The 22,372-nt window shown below is 44.5% G+C and carries 21 protein-coding genes; 12 read left to right on the forward strand and 9 right to left on the reverse strand.

Annotated features, from left to right (window positions below; genetic code table 11):
• Positions 1-2: 2 nt before the first annotated feature.
• Positions 3-1,430, reverse strand: coding sequence for an aminotransferase-like domain-containing protein (locus A3IK_RS0103165; RefSeq protein ID WP_020558520.1), 1,428 nt, complete (start codon positions 1,428-1,430; stop codon positions 3-5).
• Positions 1,431-1,451: 21 nt separating this feature from the next.
• Positions 1,452-2,546 (reverse strand): DNA cytosine methyltransferase, encoded by a 1,095-nt coding sequence (locus A3IK_RS0103170; protein WP_020558521.1) that lies wholly within the window; start codon positions 2,544-2,546, stop codon positions 1,452-1,454.
• Between the two features lie 51 nt (positions 2,547-2,597).
• Here A3IK_RS0103170 and A3IK_RS18340 point away from each other — a divergent pair, with 51 nt between their 5' ends.
• From A3IK_RS18340 to yidD, 4 genes are all read left to right on the forward strand, one after another.
• Positions 2,598-2,867 carry a helix-turn-helix domain-containing protein gene (locus tag A3IK_RS18340; RefSeq protein ID WP_020558522.1) on the forward strand — a complete coding sequence of 90 codons (270 nt, stop codon included), beginning with the start codon at positions 2,598-2,600 and terminating at the stop codon, positions 2,865-2,867.
• Entirely contained in the window at positions 2,854-3,939 is a 1,086-nt protein-coding gene (locus A3IK_RS18345; protein WP_020558523.1) for a hypothetical protein, read from the forward strand. Before A3IK_RS18340 ends, A3IK_RS18345 begins: the two co-directional genes overlap by 14 nt.
• 111 nt (positions 3,940-4,050) lie before the next feature.
• A complete protein-coding gene (locus tag A3IK_RS0103185) occupies positions 4,051-4,713 on the forward strand; it encodes a pyridoxamine 5'-phosphate oxidase family protein (protein ID WP_020558524.1) in 663 nt (220 codons plus the stop codon).
• 112 nt (positions 4,714-4,825) lie between these two features.
• Entirely contained in the window at positions 4,826-5,233 is a 408-nt protein-coding gene (gene yidD, locus A3IK_RS20060) for a membrane protein insertion efficiency factor YidD (RefSeq protein ID WP_020558525.1), read from the forward strand.
• On the opposite strand, the gene A3IK_RS0103195 is transcribed toward yidD, so the two are convergent.
• Positions 5,230-5,706 (reverse strand): YaiI/YqxD family protein, encoded by a 477-nt coding sequence (locus A3IK_RS0103195; protein ID WP_020558526.1) that lies wholly within the window; start codon positions 5,704-5,706, stop codon positions 5,230-5,232. The genes yidD and A3IK_RS0103195 overlap by 4 nt on opposite strands.
• Before the next feature lie 9 nt (positions 5,707-5,715).
• On the reverse strand, positions 5,716-6,294 hold the full coding sequence (locus tag A3IK_RS0103200; protein ID WP_020558527.1) for a Uma2 family endonuclease: 579 nt from the start codon (positions 6,292-6,294) through the stop codon (positions 5,716-5,718).
• Positions 6,295-6,424: 130 nt separating this feature from the next.
• On the opposite strand from A3IK_RS0103200, the gene A3IK_RS0103205 reads away from it, so the two are divergent.
• The 5 genes from A3IK_RS0103205 to mltB all read left to right on the forward strand — a co-directional run bounded on the left by A3IK_RS0103205 (position 6,425) and on the right by mltB (position 10,231).
• Positions 6,425-6,676, forward strand: a complete 252-nt coding sequence (locus A3IK_RS0103205; protein WP_211209401.1) for a FitA-like ribbon-helix-helix domain-containing protein — start codon at positions 6,425-6,427, stop codon at positions 6,674-6,676.
• A gap of 2 nt (positions 6,677-6,678) precedes the next feature.
• Positions 6,679-7,095: a type II toxin-antitoxin system VapC family toxin gene (locus tag A3IK_RS0103210; RefSeq protein WP_020558529.1), complete on the forward strand. Its 417-nt coding sequence runs from the start codon at positions 6,679-6,681 to the stop codon at positions 7,093-7,095.
• A 69-nt stretch (positions 7,096-7,164) separates the two neighbouring features.
• Positions 7,165-7,836, forward strand: coding sequence for a YoaK family protein (locus tag A3IK_RS0103215; protein WP_020558530.1), 672 nt, complete (start codon positions 7,165-7,167; stop codon positions 7,834-7,836).
• Positions 7,837-7,987: 151 nt separating this feature from the next.
• On the forward strand, positions 7,988-8,506 hold the full coding sequence (locus tag A3IK_RS0103220; protein ID WP_020558531.1) for a hypothetical protein: 519 nt from the start codon (positions 7,988-7,990) through the stop codon (positions 8,504-8,506).
• A gap of 90 nt (positions 8,507-8,596) precedes the next feature.
• Positions 8,597-10,231 carry a lytic murein transglycosylase B gene (gene mltB / locus A3IK_RS20065; protein ID WP_020558532.1) on the forward strand — a complete coding sequence of 545 codons (1,635 nt, stop codon included), beginning with the start codon at positions 8,597-8,599 and terminating at the stop codon, positions 10,229-10,231.
• 69 nt (positions 10,232-10,300) lie between these two features.
• Here the strand turns inward: mltB and A3IK_RS20070 are convergent, their stop codons facing one another.
• The 5 genes from A3IK_RS20070 to A3IK_RS0103250 form a co-directional block, all read right to left on the reverse strand.
• Complete coding sequence (locus A3IK_RS20070) at positions 10,301-11,122, reverse strand: hypothetical protein (protein ID WP_020558533.1); 822 nt, start codon at positions 11,120-11,122, stop codon at positions 10,301-10,303.
• Between the two features lie 280 nt (positions 11,123-11,402).
• The gene (locus A3IK_RS18365; RefSeq protein ID WP_020558534.1) at positions 11,403-12,509 is read right to left on the reverse strand and encodes a DUF1513 domain-containing protein; all 1,107 of its coding nucleotides are present in this window, start codon (positions 12,507-12,509) and stop codon (positions 11,403-11,405) included.
• 2 nt (positions 12,510-12,511) lie between these two features.
• Positions 12,512-13,678, reverse strand: coding sequence for an imelysin family protein (locus A3IK_RS0103240; RefSeq protein ID WP_020558535.1), 1,167 nt, complete (start codon positions 13,676-13,678; stop codon positions 12,512-12,514).
• Between the two features lie 13 nt (positions 13,679-13,691).
• Positions 13,692-15,092: a di-heme oxidoreductase family protein gene (locus A3IK_RS0103245; RefSeq protein ID WP_020558536.1), complete on the reverse strand. Its 1,401-nt coding sequence runs from the start codon at positions 15,090-15,092 to the stop codon at positions 13,692-13,694.
• The gene (locus tag A3IK_RS0103250) at positions 15,092-16,339 is read right to left on the reverse strand and encodes an imelysin family protein (protein WP_020558537.1); all 1,248 of its coding nucleotides are present in this window, start codon (positions 16,337-16,339) and stop codon (positions 15,092-15,094) included. Before A3IK_RS0103250 ends, A3IK_RS0103245 begins: the two co-directional genes overlap by 1 nt.
• A gap of 268 nt (positions 16,340-16,607) precedes the next feature.
• Between A3IK_RS0103250 and purL the strand changes: the two genes are divergently transcribed.
• The 3 genes from purL (at position 16,608) to A3IK_RS0103265 (ending at position 22,283) form a co-directional block, all read left to right on the forward strand.
• Positions 16,608-20,501 carry a phosphoribosylformylglycinamidine synthase gene (gene purL / locus A3IK_RS0103255; RefSeq protein ID WP_026220790.1) on the forward strand — a complete coding sequence of 1,298 codons (3,894 nt, stop codon included), beginning with the start codon at positions 16,608-16,610 and terminating at the stop codon, positions 20,499-20,501.
• 77 nt (positions 20,502-20,578) lie between these two features.
• Complete coding sequence (locus tag A3IK_RS0103260; protein WP_020558539.1) at positions 20,579-21,619, forward strand: AAA family ATPase; 1,041 nt, start codon at positions 20,579-20,581, stop codon at positions 21,617-21,619.
• Complete coding sequence (locus tag A3IK_RS0103265) at positions 21,612-22,283, forward strand: DUF3226 domain-containing protein (RefSeq protein ID WP_110690254.1); 672 nt, start codon at positions 21,612-21,614, stop codon at positions 22,281-22,283. Before A3IK_RS0103260 ends, A3IK_RS0103265 begins: the two co-directional genes overlap by 8 nt.
• Positions 22,284-22,372: the final 89 nt, after the last annotated feature.

Raw genomic sequence — 22,372 nt, forward strand, 5'->3', positions numbered from 1 at the left:
CGTTAGTTGCACTCACGTAATACCTTGAGCAAGTGATGTAAAGCAGTAGGCACTTGCTCTATCTCTAATCCTGCATGTCCGAACAAAATATAACTAACTTTTTGTTCCTGCTCTTCCAGTTCAAACACTTCACAACCTAAACCCGCTGCACTGAAACGCTGCAATAAACTTTGCCTATTCACCGCTCTATGTAAACGTAGATAAGTATTCATCCCACTCACCGAAGGCATTACTGTCAATAGATCGCTAGCATAGGTTTGTAAATAGTCTGTGCAGGCCGCACGACGTTGATTATAGAGCATGCGGGTATGGGCTAAATGTTTGCCTAAGTAGCCGTATTGCATAAATAGAGCTAGCTGTTGTTGTTGTAAATAAGACGGCTGTAAGCCTAACGTATTTAAGATACTAGACAAGGGAATAGCCAGATGCTGTGGTACAACCATCCAGCCTAAGCGTAAATCAGGGAGTAATAATTTACTCATAGTGCCCACATGAATGACTTGTTGTGCTTGCGGATAAGCGAGTAAGGAGGGGGCGGGATGTTGGTTATAACTATATTCTGCTGCATAGTCGTCTTCAATCAACCACGCTCCATACCGATGGCTATAATCTAACCATGCTTCACGTCGTGCTACACTCATGACAAAGCCGGTAGGGAATTGGGCATTGGGGGTGAGAATCGCTAGACGTGCCGAAAAGTCCGGTAGCTGTGCGCCCTCTGTATCAACCGGCACGGTTTTGATATGCAGTCCTGCTTGAGCTAAAGCTGCTTTACCACCCTCCCAGCAGGGGTGCTCAATAATGGCACTATCGCCTGCATTTGTTAGCACTTGGGTCAGGGTACTTAAGGCGCTCTGCGTTCCGGTGGTAATCAATAAACAGTTTAAGTCATGAATTGGAATACCGCGATAACGGGCTAAAAAATCACGTAAGGCTTGCTTTAAAGCGATAACCCCACCTTGACGTTGATATTGGCCTTGGGTGAGTGCCCACGCTTCTTTTTGTAGGCTAAACCATTGTTGTTTGGGGAATAGCTTGAGGTCTGGCAGGCTGGTTTTGAGTAGTTCAGGTGAGTGAGCTTGGGGCGTATAGTGACGAGCTTGCGCCAGCCGTTGCCCCCGCTCAGACAAACCTAAGCGCGGGGATGAGGCGGGGGTGTTACGTTTAGGTTGATGGGGTTGATAACAGACCTGAGTCCCACCTTTGCCAACCCCTAAGACCAAACCATCTAGGCGCAGCATGTCATAACACTCTACCACGACCCCACGGGACAATTGCAGTTGCTCGGCTAATAAGCGACTCGATGGCAAACGCTCGGCATAAACCAATTGCCCCTGTACAATTTGCTGATAGATCTGCCCATAGAGTTGGCGTGCTAGTGGCATAGCAAGGTCGCGTTGCAGGTTGATTGAGGTGATATTTAAGGGCATAGAGGTTACTATTTACCAGATTTAGGCAAATTGTAACTCCATATTCTGCCCAATAGAGTGTTCATCATTTTGTGAAAAATCTGGATAGGCTAAAGTCTGACAAACAACATCAGCAATGACATAAGCTAATTTACAAGGAACGGCATTACCAATTTGTGAGAAAACCTTACTTTGCGGTCCACAAAACTGATAGTTTAGCGGAAAGCCCTGTAATAAAGCGGCTTCGTCAACTGTTAAACGTCGTAATGAGTGAGGTGCTGCATCTGAAGAATAGGGCTTGCCACCTTTCATTAAATGCTGATGGTATTCCTCCACCCAAGGTTTAGCATCATGAAATAAATGGGCTTCATCAATAATGGGTGTACGGTTTCCACCCATACTAGCAGGTAGAGTACTAGCCCAGCCATCTGGATTTAATGGGCGTCCCTGACCATTAAATAACATACCTGCATAGGGGGATTGTCTTAAAACAGGTTTAGTAGCTAACGTAATCTTTGCCTTGCACGTTTTACGATTATTGAGTGTTCCAGCCTTTCCTAATGGAGAAATTACCTCTCGCAGTGTAGGGGGCGTTTTATAATATTTTTGGAAAGAGGCTACTGTAATAGGGTTAGTAGTTTGGCGCAGGCCAATAAAAAATACCCGTTCGCGGGATTGTGGAATACCAAAGTCTTTAGCATTTAAGGTAATTAATATAGTTGTATAACCTGCTTTGATAAAACGTGCTATTAACTGTTTTCTGAGTAAGGCAAACTTTTCTAGATGGCCTAAAGCTTTGACATTCTCCATCACAAATGCCCGTGGACGGACTTTTTCGACTACATCTGCAAAGCTGAAAATTAATTGGCTTCTTGGATCAGTAATATCCATTTTTCCGGCGACTGAAAATCCTTGACAGGGGGGGCCACCGAAGACAACATCAATATCGGTTAAATGAGCTAGTTCATTGGTATAGTTGGCAATATCACCTTCATATAGCGTAGTTTCTATATGATTGGCCCTAAATGTTTGACAAGCATGAGTGTCGATTTCATTAGCAGCAATCACTGTGAAGCCAGCCTGTTTGAATCCTACATCCATTCCACCTGCGCCAGAGAATAATGAAATAGCTTTCATTGAAATATTCCATTTAAGAATAATTTATAGAGTGTAACATAATTGACGACTATGAAAAAGGACAAAGCTATTCATGATCAACGGTATCGTTCCATCATAGAGGCTATCACTAGTGAGCGTAAACGTTTGGCTATATCTCAAACAGAGCTTGCTAATAGGCTAGGTATGCATCAATCCGATATTTCAAAAATTGAACAATTTGAGCGGCGTTTGGATGTGCTAGAGTTTATGTACATAATAGAGGCCTTTAGAGTTAGTGAAAATAGAAGTTTCTCTTTAAAGGTCATGGCATTACTAGGGATTGTTAATGAAAGTTGCTGAACGGAATGAAGATGCTCGGTACTATGTCAATGCTAAGTTACATAGAGCTGAGATGTTACAAGATACTGATTTTCCAGATTTCTATAATGGAACACCAGTCCATACTTTGCTAACTGAGTTAATAGAGGTTCAAGCTAAAGGTTTTCGCGGTGTGGTGTTAACCGCTTTGGTGGGTATCTATCTCAATCCTAATTATGATCCGCTCAATAATTTCTATGGTTGTAATCCACGCTCTATTTTTGAGGAAGGTATCTGGTATGCGCTGACGGAAAAAGGTATTCCCTGTAGTAAATCAGATCCGTTAAATGTGGCTAAAAATAGTAATCAATTGGATGAGAATTGGGCAAAAGGTAAACGCCCTGAATCTGCTGCTTTTGCAGCGGTTAGTTTTTTGCGCATGATCATGAGTTATACCGGCCAACAAAGGGTACACCTGATTGATTACTTCTTTTTCAGGTTGCTTAGATATGCTCAGCAGCTCAGCCACTATCAGGTTACTAAAGTGAGTAATGCAACCCATAGCTCAAGGCAAGTGGCTGAGGGGTTAGCAACCTTCTGTGTGACATACCCCGAAGCAGGTAGCATTCCTCAATTTATCGTAGCTAGATTATTAACACACTTATATTCAAAATCCTCAATTACTGTGCAGGGTGGGGACGAGAGTGTTTTTGGTACCAATACTACTTCTAAAAAACCGGCTGATATTTGGACGAGTCAGAACGACAATATACTTAACCTATATGAAGTGACTGTTAAAGCTATCAGTTTGAAGAGGCTGGATGATTGTATTGATACACTGAGCGGGCTAAATGTACTAGATAAACCACTAACCTTTATTTGTCGTATACCAGAGGATATAGCGCTAGCTAGTGATGAAGTAGATGTTTATCACTATAAGGGTAAAACCTTTGATTTTGTTGATATAAGACAATTTATCATTGTAGTTAGTGCCTTACTAACACAAGCTCAAATACAAATATTCTTGCAAGAACTTCAAGCGTTTGTTGCTGATGTTAATATTTCAGTTAAAACTAAACAGGGTTGGAATGAGATATTTGAGTATGACAATTAAGGTTATGAAGCAGTATATGGTCTATTATCAATCGTATTATGGTTCTGTTCATTAGACCACAAATTCCTTTAAGGTAGCAGTCTATTGATAGATTGATGGTAAGGATTGTTTATGTCTCGTACTCATGAATTGGCTCCTAGTGCACGGGCTACGGTAAAGCAAACCGCTAAACGTGCTCATTATGATACTGAAACCTTGTATAACATTATTGATACCGCATTGGTCGGCGTGGTCGCGGTGTCGATTGATAATGAACCCTTTGCTATGCCTATGATGGTGGCGCGGCTTGGCGATCATATTTATATACATGGTTCACGAACCTCACGTTTGATTAAACATATTACTGCAGGTCATCCGGTCTGTGTCACGTTTACCCATATTGATGGCATTGTGGTTGCACGGTCGGGGATGCACTGTTCGGCTAATTATCGCTCTGCGGTAGTACATGGAGTAGGGCGAGCGATTGAGGGCGAGGAAAAGGCGCAATGCCTGATGGATATTGTCTATGCCATTATTCCGGGGTCTCAAGGCGATTATCGAGCGATACAGGATAATGAATTAAAAGCGACCAGCCTGATTGAAATTCCCTTGGATGAGGCCGCCTGTAAGGTGCGTACTGGAGGCCCTATTGATGATAAGGAGGATTTAAGTTTGCCATATTGGGCAGGTGTGATTCCGCTACAGCATGTGTATGGTGAGCCGATACCTTCTAGTGATTTAGTACAGGGGATTGCTACACCTGAGTATGTATTAAAGTTTCCTTTGCGTACTTAGAGCAATGACTGACTGAATAGGGAGGCATTAAACCCGTTAGTCAATAGTATATTAATGACATCCTCTCTATGAGTGCTAGATTCAATCAATCAGGTCTACGAGTATTGAAGCTATGAGTCTAGCAACTCCCTCTGCAATAGCCGCTATTGATTTTTATCAGCGTTTTATCTCGCCTTATAAAGGTTTTCGGTGTGCGCATGCTGTACTACATCGGGGGGATTCGTGTTCGCAAGCGGTAAAAAAGCTCATTGCTGAGCATGGCGTTTGGCAGAGTAGGGCTTTAATTAGGGCACGTTTTATGGAGTGCCGCGTGGCCTTTGAGCTTTTAAAGCAAGCACCTCTGTTGAGTACCCGCGAAGATGAGGACAATAAACGTGAAAAGGTATGTAAGGACTATTTAACAGACTGTGCTAGTGAGATAGATTGCGAGGTCGTAGGTAATTTGATTTCTAAGCCCAAAAACTTAGATTGTATGCCGGATATCTGCGTACCAGATATTTGTAGCTGCGGGTCATGTTAGTCGGTTGTGGATTGGTTGCGTTGGGATTGTAAATAGCGCGTGATGAGGGTATCTAAGCGATTGGCGAATTCTTTACGATCATGTTGATTCAAGGGGGCGGGACCTCCGGTATCAATTCCGCTGCCGCGTAGGGTATCCATAAAATCACGCATACTGAGCTTCGCCTTGATGGTATCGGGGGAGTACAGTTCACCGCGTGGATTGAGGGCTTGAGCGCCTTTATCGAGTACCTCCGCTGCAAGGGGAATATCCGCAGTGATTACTAAATCACCCGCCTGAATACGTTTAACAATTTCATTATCCGCCACATCAAACCCCGCTGCTACTTGTAGGGTAGTGATATTAGGCAGTTTGGGCACCCGCAACGGTTGATTAGCCACTAAGGTCAACATCAGTCCAGTACGCTCAGCACTGCGAAATAAGATTTCTTTAATAACAACCGGACAAGCATCGGCATCAACCCAAATATGCATAGTATTTCCTCAATGGTGAGCAGGGGGCGTGATTAAAAACTCATAAATATCATTCACGGCTAAAGTGAGTCCAATAGATTCTAAGGTGAAGGATTGCCCTGTTAGGAAGTATTCTGCCTGCCAGTGATTACTTTTACGATAGATTTCTACTAAGGGGCTGTCTTGGGCGCAAAGCACATATTCTTGCAAGGTTGGAATCAGTTTATAAGCCACCAGTTTTTCATAGCGATCTATACGGGCTGTGCTTTCAGAGAGCACTTCAATAATAAGGCAAGGTGAGGTATTGAAATAGCGATTATTTTCTTCTTGGCAACTGACTTGCAGATCGGGATAGTAAAAGTGATTTTCAGTGCTGGTTTGAATGCCCACTTTCATATCCGATAAATAGGCGCGACAACGACTGCCCTTTAAGTGGTTACGCAATAAGGCAAACATTTCACCGGTAATAATATTATGAGCACGGCTCGCTCCAGCCATCGCATAAATCTGACCATTAACATATTCATACTTGATGCCGTCGGGGCGGTCGTTTTCACCTAATAAATAGCCTTCGGGCGTGGTGTAGTGATTATTAGCTAAGGCACTCATGGATATAGTCCGTTGGGTGAGTTATAGGTTAAGCATAACGGGTGTGAGAGGGAAAGGGTAGTCTCTATTTGTTTGCATGCAATGAATGCATTGACTACAATGAATGCTCTTCAATCATTGTTAGGGGCTTATGATGGCAATGCTGACTATTCGTAATCTAGATGATTCCATTAAAACCCAATTACGTATTCGAGCGGCTCAACATGGCTGTTCCATGGAAGAGGAGGCTCGACGTATTTTGCAGCAAATATTAGTACCTAAGCAAAACAGAGGGTTAGCTACTCGTATTCATCAGCGCGTTATTGCCTTAACAGGGGGCGAGGATTTGCTATTGCCAAAGCGTTCGGCTCCACGAGCATCGCCTGATTTTGCTGAGGATTGAGTATGTTCTTATTAGATACCAATGTGCTGTCTGAACTCATGAAGCTTCATCCAGAACCTAAAGTAATGGAGTGGATCGATGCTCAACTAGAATCAGATTTGTATTTTTGCGCGATCAGTAAGGGTGAAATAGAGTGGGGGATTGCGCTCTTGCCGGAGGGTAAACGTAAACATGCTTTAGCGGAGGTGGCACTTCAAGTATTTATATTATTTGAGGGGCGCTGTTTAGCTTACTCCTGTGAGGTGTCGCCTTTTTATCGAGATATTGCGATAACGGCTAAGCAACTAGGCCGCCCGATGAGTGTGGAGGACGGGATGATTGCAGCGATTGCCCAAGCTAATAATGCCGTATTAGTGACACGCAATGAGGTTGATTTTGATTTTCTGCCTAACTTAACATTAGTGAATCCGTGGGTGTAATGGGTTAAGTCTCAGTATTTCAAAGAGTGGTAAGTGTTATGTTGTCTGTTGTATTAGATAGGATCGTAGGTGTTTACTAAACTTCCGCGCTGGGTTGAAATTGGTGGTTTCTGGCTGGCTTTAATGGCGGGAGCTATAAACGCTATTGGGTTATTAGGTTTTGAGCATCAGGGTGTTTCACATCTCACGGGGACATCGACATTATTAGGGGCGTCATTAATCCAGTTCAATCTCTCAGCAAGTACCCACCTGTTTTTGATTATAGTTTCTTTCATGTTCGGGGCAGCCTTGAGTGGGGCTATTATTGACGGTGCCGTGTTGCGACTAGGACGTAGATATAGTGTGGCGTTATTGCTTGAGGCGGCATTATTGTTCGGGGCTTTGTTTTTATTGAGCTATGGTTCTAATACGGGGCATTTTCTCGCCTCCGCCGCTTGTGGACTGCAAAATGGTATGGTCAGTACCTACAGTGGTGCGGTCATCAGAACTACACATGTATCGGGTTTATTCACAGATCTGGGAACCATGTTAGGAGCCAGATTGCGCGGTCATCCTATCGATAGGCGCAAGGCACTGTTGTTCTTATTGCTGATTTTAGGCTTTATTTTGGGTGGTTCAGTCGGTGCCTATAGTTATCAACATCTACAATTCATGGCGCTGGCTCTTCCAGCCGGTGCAGCGATTGCCTTGGCTATTATCTATTGGATTTATCAACATAGAAGCAAAGTACATGAGTGGTAAGGTGAGGTTTACTATTAGGTTAACCCTGTACATGAAGAGATACGGATTTTACCTAAGGGGTTTGTTATGCTGAAAGTATTAGCCCCTACTGGTTTATACTTAAAGTAAGAGTGATCATCTTAGGGGATAGTCCATCTTTAGGAGACTTATCATGCATAAAATCATAATAACATTAGCGTTAGCCCTCAGTATTGTTAAGGCTAACGCCGATACTGGCACTAACCAATTTGATGACTTAGTGTTCCCATCCGACCCTATACCGACTAATAATGCGCCCATGCTCCAGAACGCCAATCCCTACTTAATGCCTTATCCGTATGGAAATAATGTACCGTACACCATAAGTTCATATCCTCAGGGTTATACTTCAGAGAGTAGGCAGTCTATGTTAGCACCTAATAACTCCACTAATGAGTATAACAATCAACCCACTAAGCCGCGTAAGCCTTGGGGTGATGTGCGTTATATTTGGCCTGATTTTTATACCGATCAGACGAATGATTGGTGGGATAAAATGATCAACGCACCTCATGATATGGGGTACATGCCGGGGGGCTGGCGTTTTCCCTCACTGAGTACACCGGATCCGGTGACAGTGGGTGATGCTGTCGCAAATCAAGTACCACCAATAATGAAAGAAGTCCCTAATTTTATGGACTTTACTCAGTAAGGTTATAAATAATCACCGCTTGACCCGCGACAGCTTCCCTGAAATACAAGCATAATAAGCCCGCTAAGGGCATTTAAAAGGGATGAGTTTATGAAGTCAGGTAGAACATTATTAAAATATTCTGTGGCAGCCTTATGTGTATCGACCCTAGCTGGGTGTGGATCAGCACCCGTCAAGGAGACTGCCCCGGAAAAGATTAACGTGACGGCGATACCCGAATCCGCGCCTTTGCCATTACCTGATACTCCAGAGGCAGAGCCTAGTGTGACTCGTGTAGAGTCGAGCGTTATTACAGAAACAGTCGCTAGTAGCAATAGACAGTATGTTAGACCCAGAGCGGTAAGTGTGCGTGATAATACCGCAGAGTTATTGCGTCAACGGCGCATAGCCGAATTAGAAGCCAAGCGTATGGAATACCATCAGCGCTGGGAAAGTGAGCAGCAACGTAATCGATTAGCCGCTCAGGCAGAAAAGCAGCGCCAACTCCGTGTCCGCGAGCAACTAGCCGCACAAGCAGAGGTTGATGCACAGGCACAGCGCCAACGCCGTGTCCGTGAGCAGCAGTTGGCTGCTCAAGCACAGCAACGCCAAATGCAGCAATATCAACAGCGCTTAGTGATTCGCCCCACGGTACGTCAGGTAGATCAGACGCGTAGAGTGAGCTATGCACCGGCTCCGCGTAGACCAGCACCGATGCAAGTTGCCTATATGAATCTGACCCCAGCGGGAGGACAAGGCAAGGGTAATTATTATGCCACCAGCTTGACCGGATCATTTGCAGGCCAGCCCGCCGTATTAAGTCTGATTGAGAAATTAGCCCGCAGTGGGTTTGATCGTAATTATCTCTATGGTGTATTTTCACAAGCACGCTACCAGGAAGATATTGCTCAAATATGGGCTAAGTATTATGCCAAAGGTGGCGAAGACTCCAAACCTAAAAGCGGTGGCGGCGGCTATCCTAGCTATCGCGGTAAATTCCTGACCGCAGGTAATATTGCCAAAGGACGTAATTTCTGGGGGCGTTATGGTGCCTATTTAGCACGAGCCGAACAGCAATATGGCGTTCCGGCAGAGTATATTGTTGGCATTATGGGGGTAGAAACCCGTTGGGGCGAAATTTTTGGTAACTATCGGATTTTAGAGGCGCTACTGACTTCAGCGGTTGCCGTGCCTCGGCGTGCTAGTTTCTTCCTAACTGAAGCTGAAACCTTCATGCAAATGACTCGCTCCGAGCGCATGGATCCCCTCACACCTAAAGGCTCTTATGCAGGAGCGATGGGGTATGGTCAATTCATGCCGAGTAGCTTTAAAAGCTATGCAGTAGATTTTGACGGTGATGGTATTCGGGATTTATGGAATCCAGTGGATGCTATTGGTAGCATTGCCAATTACTTTGCTAAACACGGCTGGCGTTCGGGTGAAAGTGTAGTGGTCACTGCCAATGTTAGCTCAAATAATTATTATTCTATGCCGGATGGCTTTAAGAATAAGTACTCACTGGCTAATTTAGCGCAAAATGGTATTACCCCCGCCCAGCCTTATCGAGCCAGTGGCAGTGTGCATTTGCTAGCACTGTCTAATGATGAGGGCAAAGCGCCGTATATTGGTTTTAATAATTTCTATGTGATCACGCGTTATAACCATAGTAGTTATTATGCCATGGCGGTACATGAGCTAGGGAATACAGTTAAACAAGGTGTAGGAGCCGTTTATGCTCAGCGCTAGATAAGAGCCAGCTCAATACTGAGAGGTGTTACACCTCTCAGTTACACCAAAGTGTGTGAGTTAGGTTGCTTAGACCGTTTTACCTATTGGGAGGTTACCTGACCAGTTACCACCAATCATAGTATTACCTGCCCAACGCCCACCAGAGTGTCCGCCACCCATGTCACCACGATGACCGCGTGATCCTCTGTCTGCTATGTGAGTATTGGTAGAGGGGCTATTATGTTTCCATTTACCATTGCCATTGGAGTGAGAGTTTCCTCCCCACCAACCCGCATTACCACCATGTCCGCCCCAGCCACCACCGACTTGGACATGACCCTTGCCGCCGCCTTGACCTTTGCCCTTGCCACCGTGATGACCGTTACCTTTACCTTTGTGACCGCCTTCGATCCAAACACCACCGCCTGAACCACCACCAAAGCCAACAAAGCCATCATCAAAGCTAGCGTAAACTACCGGGCGCTCTACAGGACGCTCAACGACTTGAACTGGAGCAGGAACATATTCCTGAACCGGATTAGAAACATAACGGCGTACTGTTTCTGTTCTGGTCACACGTCTGACAACACGACGCTCAGAACGGATCACGATTTTAGTAATAACACAATTGGGATCTTGATATTGCGCGGCAGCCTGAGCGCGTGCACGGGCTTGTTGTTGAGCACGCAACCGAGCTTGTTGGGCTTGGCGCTGAGCACGAACTCGTGCTTGATGTTGAGCGCGTAAACGAGCTTGGTGCTGAGCACGCGCTTGTTGTTGAGCATCATAAGAAACCGACCATCCTTGACACGGATCATAACAGTTATTAGAGCCGTATCCGGCTAAAGCAGCCTGCCCATAACTGGCTAATACTAGGCTAATGGGTACAGTAATGATTGAGTATTTCAACGTGCTTCTCCTAATTGTTGTTGCTGCAACTATATTAAATCTAATAGTTTCAATCAGTTAAAATAAGAGTGTACTGCAGTTAGGAGTGTTAACAGCAAAGCCCTAACCATATCCAAGTACATTCAAGTCGTGGGTTATTAAATCTATAAACACGAAGCCAATAGAAAAATAACTATGCCTAAAGTCTAGTGTGAAGGGCCGTTGAATGCTGCACCATTGGTCGTAGAATAAGGAACGTCAGTCTTGTTCAAACCGGAGAAGATTAAGAAGTAAGCATTATTTAACTTATTAGCACTAAATGATTATCCCAGCTCAGCGTTTGTGAAATAGGGTAGGGAAGTGTTTGATTGTTAGAGCAAATATTGAGCGAACCTGTGGCACTAGATACTAGCACTTGTTGATTAGCTGTGAGAGCAATTCCATTAGGCTCGGCGAGCGGGAGGGATGACTTAAAGCTTTGTTGTGATACATCCCAAATACCTATATGCTGACCCAAGAGCGAGGTCGCCATGAGTTCTTGTGTATTCGGTTTAATAATAAGATCGCCTAAATAGCCTCTAAATGGGGCTAATTGTTCGGGTGTGCTTAAAATTGGTTTTAGCGTTTGATTAAAGGCTTGCCATGCGACTAATGCAATGGGGGGAGTGCGTGCGCTATTACCCTCATACTGCAAAGCGATACCCACATCGCCTTGTGGTGTCACGTTTAAGTGGCGGATACTTAATTGATGTTGCGGTAAGCGATAGTCGGTTAGTACTTTGCCCGTATTGCTATCCAGATAAACCAGTGAAGGCTGCATAGTCTCGATATTAAGCTTGCGCCGCCCAAAATCGGGATGGGTTTCAATCCCGCCATTGGCAATGACTAAGGTTCTACCATCAGGCATGAGTTTAATATCATGCGGATCTAGCCCCCCACTCCAATACTCACCTAACGAACGTCCAGTCTTGGCATCGCGAATACCAATAATGCCGCGTACCTCATCATAGGCGTTTTCCGTGGTAAAGAGGGTTTGCCTATCAGCACTGAGGCAGGCATGACCATTAAAATGTCGCCCCTCCTGTGCATTAAAGAGGCGCGTTTCCTGTGTTTGCGTATTAACAAATGCACACTGAGTCCCCGGACGCCGCCCTGACACTAAGACCTCCTGCGCTGACAGGGGTAAAATACCATGGCCTTGAAAGGGAAGGGGGAAAATGCGTTGCGTAAAGCTTGCTAGCTCGACTTGTACTAAGGCAAATACCCCACCCTCTAAGGTAGCAGCACTGTATACATACCCTGCTTGAGTAGCAGCGGCGGCGCTATGATGCCAACCCCAAGCGCCTAATCCCGTGATCAGACCCGCCCCACCCAATAATTGTAATAAGTGCCGCCGCTTAGCATGCATAGTTAATCCCCATCATTGGCATTAAATCCTAAACTCACCCCCAGAGCCGGTGCAAGGCGTTGTTTGTAATAACGGGTCAGCATTTGAGCCTCATTAAATAAGGCATCGGCTGCTTTAAAATCACGCGCTTCTAATTGGGCAAATAAATCCGTAGAGGGAAATGAAAGCGCTTTAATCCGTTGAAAAATACCTGCGAATTCATCTGCCAAGGCAGTTTTATTCTGCTGTTTTAGCCAAGCTAATAGCCCACCGTCTACCAACATTTTTTCTACCCCAATAAGGGTGGCTTGAGTATTAGCAAGAGTATGCCCACTGCGCCAAGCTTCTAATTGATAAGGTTTTACCTGCTCACGTTGGGGGTCTAATCCAGCTTGAAAAGCGGGCTGCCCTAGCGCGGGTTGGATTTTTAATTTGGCATTTTCAGCCGCTTGGTAAATACGGTTAATAACTAAGTTAAACGCCTCCGCTGCTGTAACAAATTCGGTACTGCCTTTACCGACTTCTTTCATGGCATCACTAAAATGCGGTGTCCAAGCTTTTAAGAGGGTGGCACTATGCGTATGTAATAGAGTGCTGGCCGCATTTAAATATTCACAACGCTTATTATTATCAAACGTTTTTAATTGCGCCTCTTCTGTTTTTTCACGGTCAAAGAGTAAGTATTCTAGTGCCGCAAAACCTTGTACCCCCACCCCATTTTTTTTGAGTAGTTCGGGGGTAATAGGCTCAGTGCCTTTTAATAGGCCATTGACTAGGCTTTTCTTAATCGGGCGAAAGTAAAAATTAAAATCAAATTGATCTTCAATGGCGGGGCCAATATTAAAGGCATCGGCTTCTTGCCAGGTATTTAAAGCAACTGACCATACCTCCCGTAGCGCTTTAAAACCGGCTACATCGGGCTTGGTGCAAAAGGCTTGGCTGGTAGTGACGAGTTTTTGCGTATTAGTTTCTAATGCTTGATAGGTTGGCAGAATGACCTTATCGGTCATAGCGGTTAATAAGTCTCGGATTTCAGCATCACTTACCGCTAGCGTGGGGGTAGTGCTTGCAGGGGTAACTACTGCTGTAGTAGCAGAGGTTGTTGTAGTCGATATTGGCTCATCAGCCTTGGCAAGGTGCGCTAAGCTTACTATCAACAGGCCGGTTAAGAGTGGGAGCGTGAGTTTCATAGTCAGTCAGGGGTTAGAGTGAATTAAGAAAAGCCAAAAGCGCTGCACGCTCTTGAGGATTCAAGGCTAACACGGCTTGCTTAGCAGCTTCGGCTTCACCGCCATGCCACAGGACAGCTTCCATGAGATTACGCGCACGCCCATCGTGTAAAAAGCGGGTGTGACCATTCACTTTTTCAATCCGGCTAATACCCCACAGAGGTGCAGTGCGCCATTCCGATCCACTCGCTTCAAAGTCAGGACGATTATCGGCTAGTCCCTCACCCATATCATGCAGTAGTAGATCAGTAAAAGGCTGAATAGACTGATTTTCTAGCTCAGGAAAGCCTGCTTTTTTACCCGTGACATAGTGTGGAATATGACAGCTTGCACAGGCACTTTGATTAAAAATAACTTGACCGTGTTGGACTTGTGGATTAGTTACTTTACGCCGCGCGGGAACCGCTAGGGTTGAGGCATAAAAGGTCACTTGGTTTAAAATTTCGTCGCTAATCTCAGGTTTGCCACCATCCGGTGCTGCTAAACAGTCCGTTTGTTGCGTGCTGCAACTTTGCTCTGGGAACAGGCTAGAGGTAATCCCAATATCGCCATGAAAGGCTCCCGCGCTTTGTTGTTTTACTGTGGGCTGGTTGGCCTTCCAACCAAAACGCCCGAGAGTGGTCTGCTGGGTTTGAATATCCCACACCCGATTCGGGCGACCTGAAATACCATCACCATTTTTATCCTCTGGATCGGCAAAAGCTAAGATAGCCGATTCTGGAATCGCTTCTAATAAACCCATACCTACCATTACGGGGGCGACGCGTAAGGACATTAAGGTATTCGGATGTAATGCGCCATAATTGAGCTGGCTAATACTAATCTTAGGCTTGAGAAGTTCGTAAGGCGTGCCGTCTTTGAATTGTCCCGTGATGGTTTCATAGTTGACAACAGGCTTACCCTCCGGTTTTAAGCCTTGAATACTCAAAGGTTGAAGCTGATCACCATAGCTCGGTTCAGGTACTACGCCCATGGTTTTAATAACTAGCTGATGATCGGCTGTAGTAGGGGGAATACTTAAGCGAATCAAGGAGGTGAAATGCGTATCCTCTAACGATTGCGGCGGTTGCCCACGTCCATCTTTAGTGTGACAGCCTTGACAGCTATTACTATTAAGTAAAGGCCCTAAGCCATCGCGTGCAGTAGTAGACGAGGGCGCACTCACCCAAGGCTGAGTAAAAAACGCATTACCAATAAAAAACTGGTCGCGGCGTGAAATACTCATATTATTGGCGGGCAGAGAAAACGCATTGATACTTTTATCAAAGGTGGTAGTAGCACCTCCTGATAAGCGTAAATCAGTGGTTTTTTCCGTAGTATTAGCTCCAATACTGCTACTGAAGCTTAGTAAGACTAATAATGAGAGCGTTCTCATTACTCTTCCTCCAAAGGTTCAGGATTAAGGTTTTGTATGCCTAGAGCACCGGCAGCGCTTTCAATCGCGGCGGTTTGATTTTTGAGTGCATCGATTGTGGCTTTAACCAGAGCATTATTAGCATTATCGGCTGCAATTTGCTGGTCAAAGCTGCTACCGGCTTGAGCTGTGCTTACAATAGCTTCAGCATTTTTAAGTGAATCGGTGAGTTTTGCTTTTAAGTCTGCATCGATTTTAGCCTCCTTACTGGCGACTAATTGAGCTATATTGGCACCCTCTAATACCGATCCATCCGCTTTGACATAGTATCCGGTATACACATTTTGTATACCTTGGATATTGCGGAAAATATCATCATGGGTATTGTCACTAAAGCAGGAATGTTCATCTTCTTGTGAATGAGCCAGCAGGGCGACATTCATCCGTTGTCCGGCTAATTCACCCAGACTCAAACTGCCCATACCAAATAAAACCCGACGCATTGCTTCTTTTTCATCTAGCGCTAAAAAGGTTTTACGGTAATTGTCTTGATCGGGTGCCCAATCTTTAACCATGGTTTCGAGGTCTTGGACTAATAGGTCGGTCACAGTTTTGAGGTATTCCGCTCGGCGCTCGCAATGACCATTGCTGCAAGCCTCACCTTTGAGGTAATCGGTATAAGAGCGCTGTCCAGCACTTTTAGGGTCAGTATTAAGGTCTTGCCCCCAGAGTAGGAATTCAACAGCATGATAACCAATAGCGACATTGGCCTCCGAACCACCTTTTTCTTGATACGATTTAAGCAGCTCGCTAGTGATCGGTTCTGTCCCCGCAATAATATTCGCGGTGGCAAATTTATTACCATCCTCATACTCATAGGCATCAGCTTGGACGTAATCAATCAGCCCTTCATCTAAAGGCCAAGCATTGACCTGTCCCTCCCAGTCATCCACATTAGGATTACCAAACCGGAAAACTTCAGTTTGACTATAAATAGCGCGTGCTTTTATCCAAGCAGTTTTGGCGGCTTGTTGGGTCTCGGCGGAGGGAGCCGCTATAAAAGCATTGATAGCGGTTTGTAAGGCCTTGGCTGAGCTTAAGGAATCAGCATAATTAGCGTAGGCAATATCAGCATACTGAGTGATTACTTGGCTAGGCGTAGGGGTGGCGCTGGTCGCCACTGGGGTAGTATCTGCATAGGCTAGAAATGGAGTAGCCAATACCAAAGTGCTACCGACTAAAGCAGCCAATAAAGTCTTACGTATCAAAATAAATCTCCCAACAAACAGTCATTAATCATGAGGGGGGTAAGTATGAACTTTAATGAGAATTATTCTCATATTTTTGCAAATAGTAATAATTCTTATTTCAATAAGCAATGAGTATGATGCGATACGGACAAAAGAGACTAGAGAAACCCTAGTAGGATGCTGTGTTATGAGGCAGATAAGTCGGTTTCATAAACATCCATCTGTAGCCGTCGCTAGTGAGATGCTCTATCATACCCGCTTTGAAAATACCCTCAGACCAAAGACTATGTTGATTCTCCCCGGTAGCGTTGCTCTTACTGATTTTCGTCGTGAAAAGTTACTTCAAACCATTCAAGCACTGAACCCTGCTGTCCAAGCACTCCATGCGGAATATGTCCATTTTATACGTTGTGAGCGTGAACTCGATAGTGCTGAACAACAACGTTTAGTCACCGTTTTGAACTACGGCGAGCAAGCCGGTAGTGGTGTGCTCTTAACGGGTAACTTATTTCTGGTGATACCTCGTCCGGGTACTATTTCACCGTGGTCAAGTAAAGCCACCGATATTGCCCATAATTGTGGCTTAAGGGTGGTAGAACGTATTGAGCGTGGTTTGGTTTATGTGCTCAAGGGCGATGAGTTAACCACTGAGCAAAATCAAGCAATTGCAAAGCTCTTGCATGATCGTATGACCGAGGTAGTACTGAATAATTATCAAGATGCTGAAATCTTATTTAGACATACCGAACCCGGTGAGCTGAGATTTGTGAATATTAGTGGGGATGCGGATGCAGCCCTCGCTCAAGCCAATAAAGACTGGGGTTTAGCGCTATCACCCGATGAAATTATTTATTTAGCGGAAAACTATGCGGCTCTAGGGCGTAATCCGACTGATGTTGAGTTAATGATGTTTGCTCAAGCCAACTCTGAGCACTGCCGTCATAAGATTTTTAATGCCGATTGGGTGATTGATAATAAAGCACAAGCTAAATCACTATTTGGCATGATTCGCAACACCTATCAACACGCACCGGATGGTATTTTATCCGCTTATAAAGATAATGCCTCGGTCATTGAAGGCTCTGATGCAACGCGTTTTCTAACCGATCCTCAAACGGCAGAATATCGCTATAGTCACGAGCCAGTCCCTATTTTAATGAAGGTCGAAACCCATAATCATCCCACTGCGATTGCGCCATTTGCGGGTGCAGCAACGGGATCAGGGGGCGAAATTCGGGATGAAGGGGCGACAGGGATTGGCTCTAAACCTAAGGCAGGTTTATGTGGATTTTCCGTGTCTAATTTGCGTATTCCTAACTATATCCAGCCATGGGAGCAGGATTTCGGTAAACCCTCCCGTATTGCCTCAGCCCTAGAGATTATGATCGAGGGGCCATTGGGGGCAGCGGCGTTTAATAATGAATTTGGACGTCCTAATCTTGCGGGTTATTTCCGTACTTTTGAAATGCAGGCACCGGGTGCTAAGGGTCTAGAGTTACGGGGTTATCATAAGCCGATTATGATTGCGGGCGGTATGGGTAATATTCGCCCTAATCATATTCAGAAAAAACCACTGCCTGAAGGTACACCGATTATTGTGTTGGGTGGGCCTGCCATGTTGATTGGTTTGGGTGGAGGCGCGGCCTCTTCGATGGCCAGTGGAGCGAGTACTGAACATCTGGATTTTGCCTCAGTACAACGGGGTAATCCAGAAATGCAGCGCCGTTGCCAAGAGGTGATTGATCGCTGTGTCGCGATGGGGAATGAGAATCCTATCCTCTCGATTCACGATGTAGGGGCGGGCGGTATCTCGAATGCTATACCGGAAATTATTAATGATGCCGGACGTGGGGGGCGTTTTGAACTACGCGCTGTCCCTAATGATGAGCCGGGCATGTCGCCTATGGAAGTGTGGAGTAATGAAGCACAAGAGCGTTATGTGTTGGCGATTGCTGAGGAGCGTTTGAGCGAATTTAGAGCCTTATGTGAACGTGAACGGGCAGTCTATGCGGTAGTTGGGTCTGTCACGGCGGAGCAGCAATTATTAGTCGGCGACTCCCTGTTTGATAATACCCCCGTGAATTTACCTATGAGTGTATTACTCGGTAAACCGCCTAAGATGCTACGTGATGTACGCCATCAGACTTTCCATAAACCAGAAATAGAATTAGAAAGTATTGATCTAAAAGAGGCGATTGAGCGCGTATTACGTTTGCCTAGTGTTGCCTCTAAAGCCTTTCTCATTACCATTGGCGATCGCACTATTACGGGCATGGTAGCACGGGATCAAATGGTAGGGCCGTGGCAAGTGCCAGTAGCCGATGTGGCGGTGACGGTGAGTGATTATACCACTTTCTATGGTGAAGCTATGGCGATGGGGGAACGTACTCCGATTGCTTTAGTAGATCCTGCTGCCTCAGGGCGGATGGCGATTGGTGAGGCCTTAACTAATATTGCCGCTGCTGATATTCAAAGCCTACGTGATATTCGCTTATCCGCTAACTGGATGGCAGCAGCAGGCTATGCTGGAGAAGATGCCGCGCTGTATGACACGGTAAAAGCAGTAGGCGAGGAGTTATGCCCGCGTTTAGGCTTAGCCATTCCGGTGGGTAAAGATTCGCTCTCCATGAAAACCGTATGGGAGCAAGACGGTGAGCCGCGTGAAATGATTGCGCCTTTGTCGTTGATTATTTCAGCCTTTGCTCCGGTTAAAAATGTGCGCCATACCCTAACGCCGCAATTACGCACGGATAAAGGCGATACCGATTTAATTTTAATTGATCTGGGTAAGGGTAAAAACCGCCTAGCAGCCTCGGCCTTGTCTCAAGTTTATAATCAAGTCGGGCATCAGTCTCCTGATCTAGATGATCCTGAGGCCATGAAATCCTTTTTTGAAGTGATTCAAGATTTACGCGCTGATGATTTAATTTTAGCTTATCACGACCGCTCGGATGGTGGATTACTCGCCACCTTAGCAGAAATGAGTTTTGCCGGACATGTGGGTATTACCTTAGCATTGGGTGAGCTGGGTGGGAAAATATTACCCGCCTTATTCAATGAAGAGCTAGGTGCGGTGATTCAAGTCAGCCATTTCGATACCGATACTGTGCTAACCACCTTCCGTGATGCGGGGCTAGGCCACCATACCCATGTCATCGGCGAATTGAATGAAACCGATGAATTTATTATTAACTTTGGTCATAAAGAGCTATTTAAAGCGCCTCGTGCCGAGTTACAAAAAATCTGGGCTGAGACGAGCTATCGCATGCAGGCACTGCGTGATAATGCCGATTGTGCTGCGCAAGAGTTTGAGCGTTTAGACGATGCGAGTGATCCGGGTTTACCTTGGGAGATTAGTTTTGATGCCACTGCCGATCTAGCCGCACCCTATATTAATTTAGGGGCGCGTCCTGCGATGGCGATTTTACGCGAGCAAGGGGTGAATGGTCAGATTGAAATGGCTGCCGCTTTTGATCGCGCAGGCTTTAAAGCAGTCGATGTGCATATGACCGATATTATTAGTGGTCGTGTGAGTCTGAGGGATTTTAAAGGCTTAGTGGCTTGCGGTGGTTTCTCTTATGGTGATGTATTAGGTGCAGGGGGCGGATGGGCTAAAACTATTCAACTCAATCCACGTGCGAGTGATGAATTTGCTGCCTTTTTTACTCGTCAAGACTCCTTTGGTCTGGGGGTATGTAATGGTTGTCAAATGTTCTCACAACTACGCGATATGATCCCTGGTGCAGACCATTGGCCGCGCTTTTATCGCAATCGTTCTGAACAGTTTGAAGGGCGTTATGCCGCTGTTGAGGTGCTCCGCTCACCTTCGATTTTCCTACAAGGTATGGAAGGCTCGATGTTACCCATTGCGGTGGCACATGGTGAAGGGCGTGCAGTATTTGATGAAGGTGTAAATCCTCAAGAGCTAATTGCACAGGGTTTAGTTGGTTTGCGTTACATTAACAACTATCGTGAGGCAACCGAGCATTACCCTGAAAACCCCAATGGTTCACCCTTAGGGATTACGGGTCTTACCACAGAAGATGGACGTTTTACAATTATGATGCCACATCCAGAGCGGGTATTCCGTGCCGTATTGCATTCATGGCTACCTCACGATTGGGAGGGTGGCGCACCGTGGATGCGGATGTTTAGTAATGCACGGGTATGGGTAGGTTAAACCGTATTATTGAGATTGTTTGCTACTATTAGACGGGGAAGTGTGAGTCTTACTCGTCTAATTATCAGGAGTTCGTTATGAGCCAGCATGGTATTGAAAACATAAAAATTGAAAATTTTAAGTGTTTTGAGAATTTAGAGATTAATGGCTTTAAACAGGTGAACTTGATTGGTGGTAAAAATAATGTGGGCAAGACCGCGCTTTTAGAAGCATTAGAATTAGTAAGTAACTCATCTAACCCTTATATATTAGCTTATCTTACTTGGACTTTATTAAGACGTAGGCAAGATAAAGGATATCTTGAGAACGATTTGGTTTATGATAATCATATAGGGTTTAAAATAAATTCTAATTTAAACCAACTAGAGGTGCATAAGGATAACGACCCTTTATTTAAACAGCAATTTGATAGAACCCCTTTTGATAATATATCTGATATGGCATTACGTTTTGTAGTTGGTGGTGCAAATACAACGATACCTCTTGGACGCTTATCAGATTCAGATCTAAAGGCTTTTTTTTCTATGCGAGCTAAGAAGGAGGAGCTTAAAGGAGTTTTTATTAAATCATCTCGTTTATCTGATGATGAGTTGGCACTTTTATACGGCGCAATTATTAATAAGGATAAAGAGCATTTTTTAGAGAGTTCAATAAGGTTTTTTAGTGACCACCTTAGGAGTATAAAGGTAGTTCCTGTGAGTCATGGAGTAAAGCTCAAAGCTAAATTAGCTAATAAAAATGAGTTGGTATTATTAAGTTCTCTAGGTGAGGGTGTAAATCGCTATATAGCGATACTCTGTGCTATTTGGGCTAGTCAAGATGGCTATCTATTCATTGATGAAATAGAAAATGGCATTCACTACACTAACTACCCTAAACTCTGGGAGCTTATTTTTCTCGCTAGTGCTCAAGCAAATTGCCAAGTCTTTGTGACCTCTCATTCAAAAGAGTGTATTACCGCTTTCAATAATATTCAAATGTTAGAGACTAGTAGAAATAATGGTGCTTATTTTGAACTATTCTATAGTCAGAAAAAACAAAGAATATCAGCAGCCTATCGCGATTCTGAGCAATTAAAATATGCTTTAGATCATAATGAGGATATTCGTGGTGAGTAAAAATGTCCTGATTGTTGAAAGTCAAAATGATAAGTTCTTCATAGAAAATTTGTTAAAGCATATTAATAAAACTGCAATTATAGTAGAAAACCCTATTTGCTCTATTGATGACTATGAATGTTTAGAGGGACTATCATTAGTTAAGCTAAAGCATAAGCTAACTGAAATACAAACAACTATAGAAAAAGATGATATTCAAAAACTAGGTATAATAGTTGATGCAGATACTCAAGGTGTCGATCAACGCTTAGAGTTGGTCAATCAAGCACTTATTGAGAGTGGGTTTGATACTGAACCCTTAGAGTTTAATAGTTGGCGACATTGTCATCAGTATGATGTTGATCTTTCGTGTCATGTACTAAATTATAATGGTGAAGGTGAGTTAGAAACTTTATTGAGAGCTATTAAAAACCAAGAGTCTAGTTTTGCAGATTGCTTAAGTGCTTGGGAAGCTTGTTTAACTAGTCAGGGAAAGGTTCTCTCAAAAAAAGATTTTGATAAATTTTGGATTAATATTTATCAACGCTATGATAATTGCTCTAAAAATGATAAAAAACAAGCTGGTCGAAAATGTTCATTTGAGGCAAGCATGGCTAAACCCATCTGGGATTTTGAACACCCTGCTCTAAGTGGTTTAAAGAATTACCTAGGTACTTTTAACTAATGATGTAGTAATAAAATAAAAAGATCTAGAAGCTGATTTTTTGATATGCCCCTGTTTTTTTCTTGTTTGGAGGAGAAGTTCTAGAGGCA

This window comes from Thiofilum flexile DSM 14609 (genome assembly GCF_000380185.1).
Taxonomy (GTDB): Bacteria; Pseudomonadota; Gammaproteobacteria; order Thiotrichales; family Thiotrichaceae; genus Thiofilum; species Thiofilum flexile.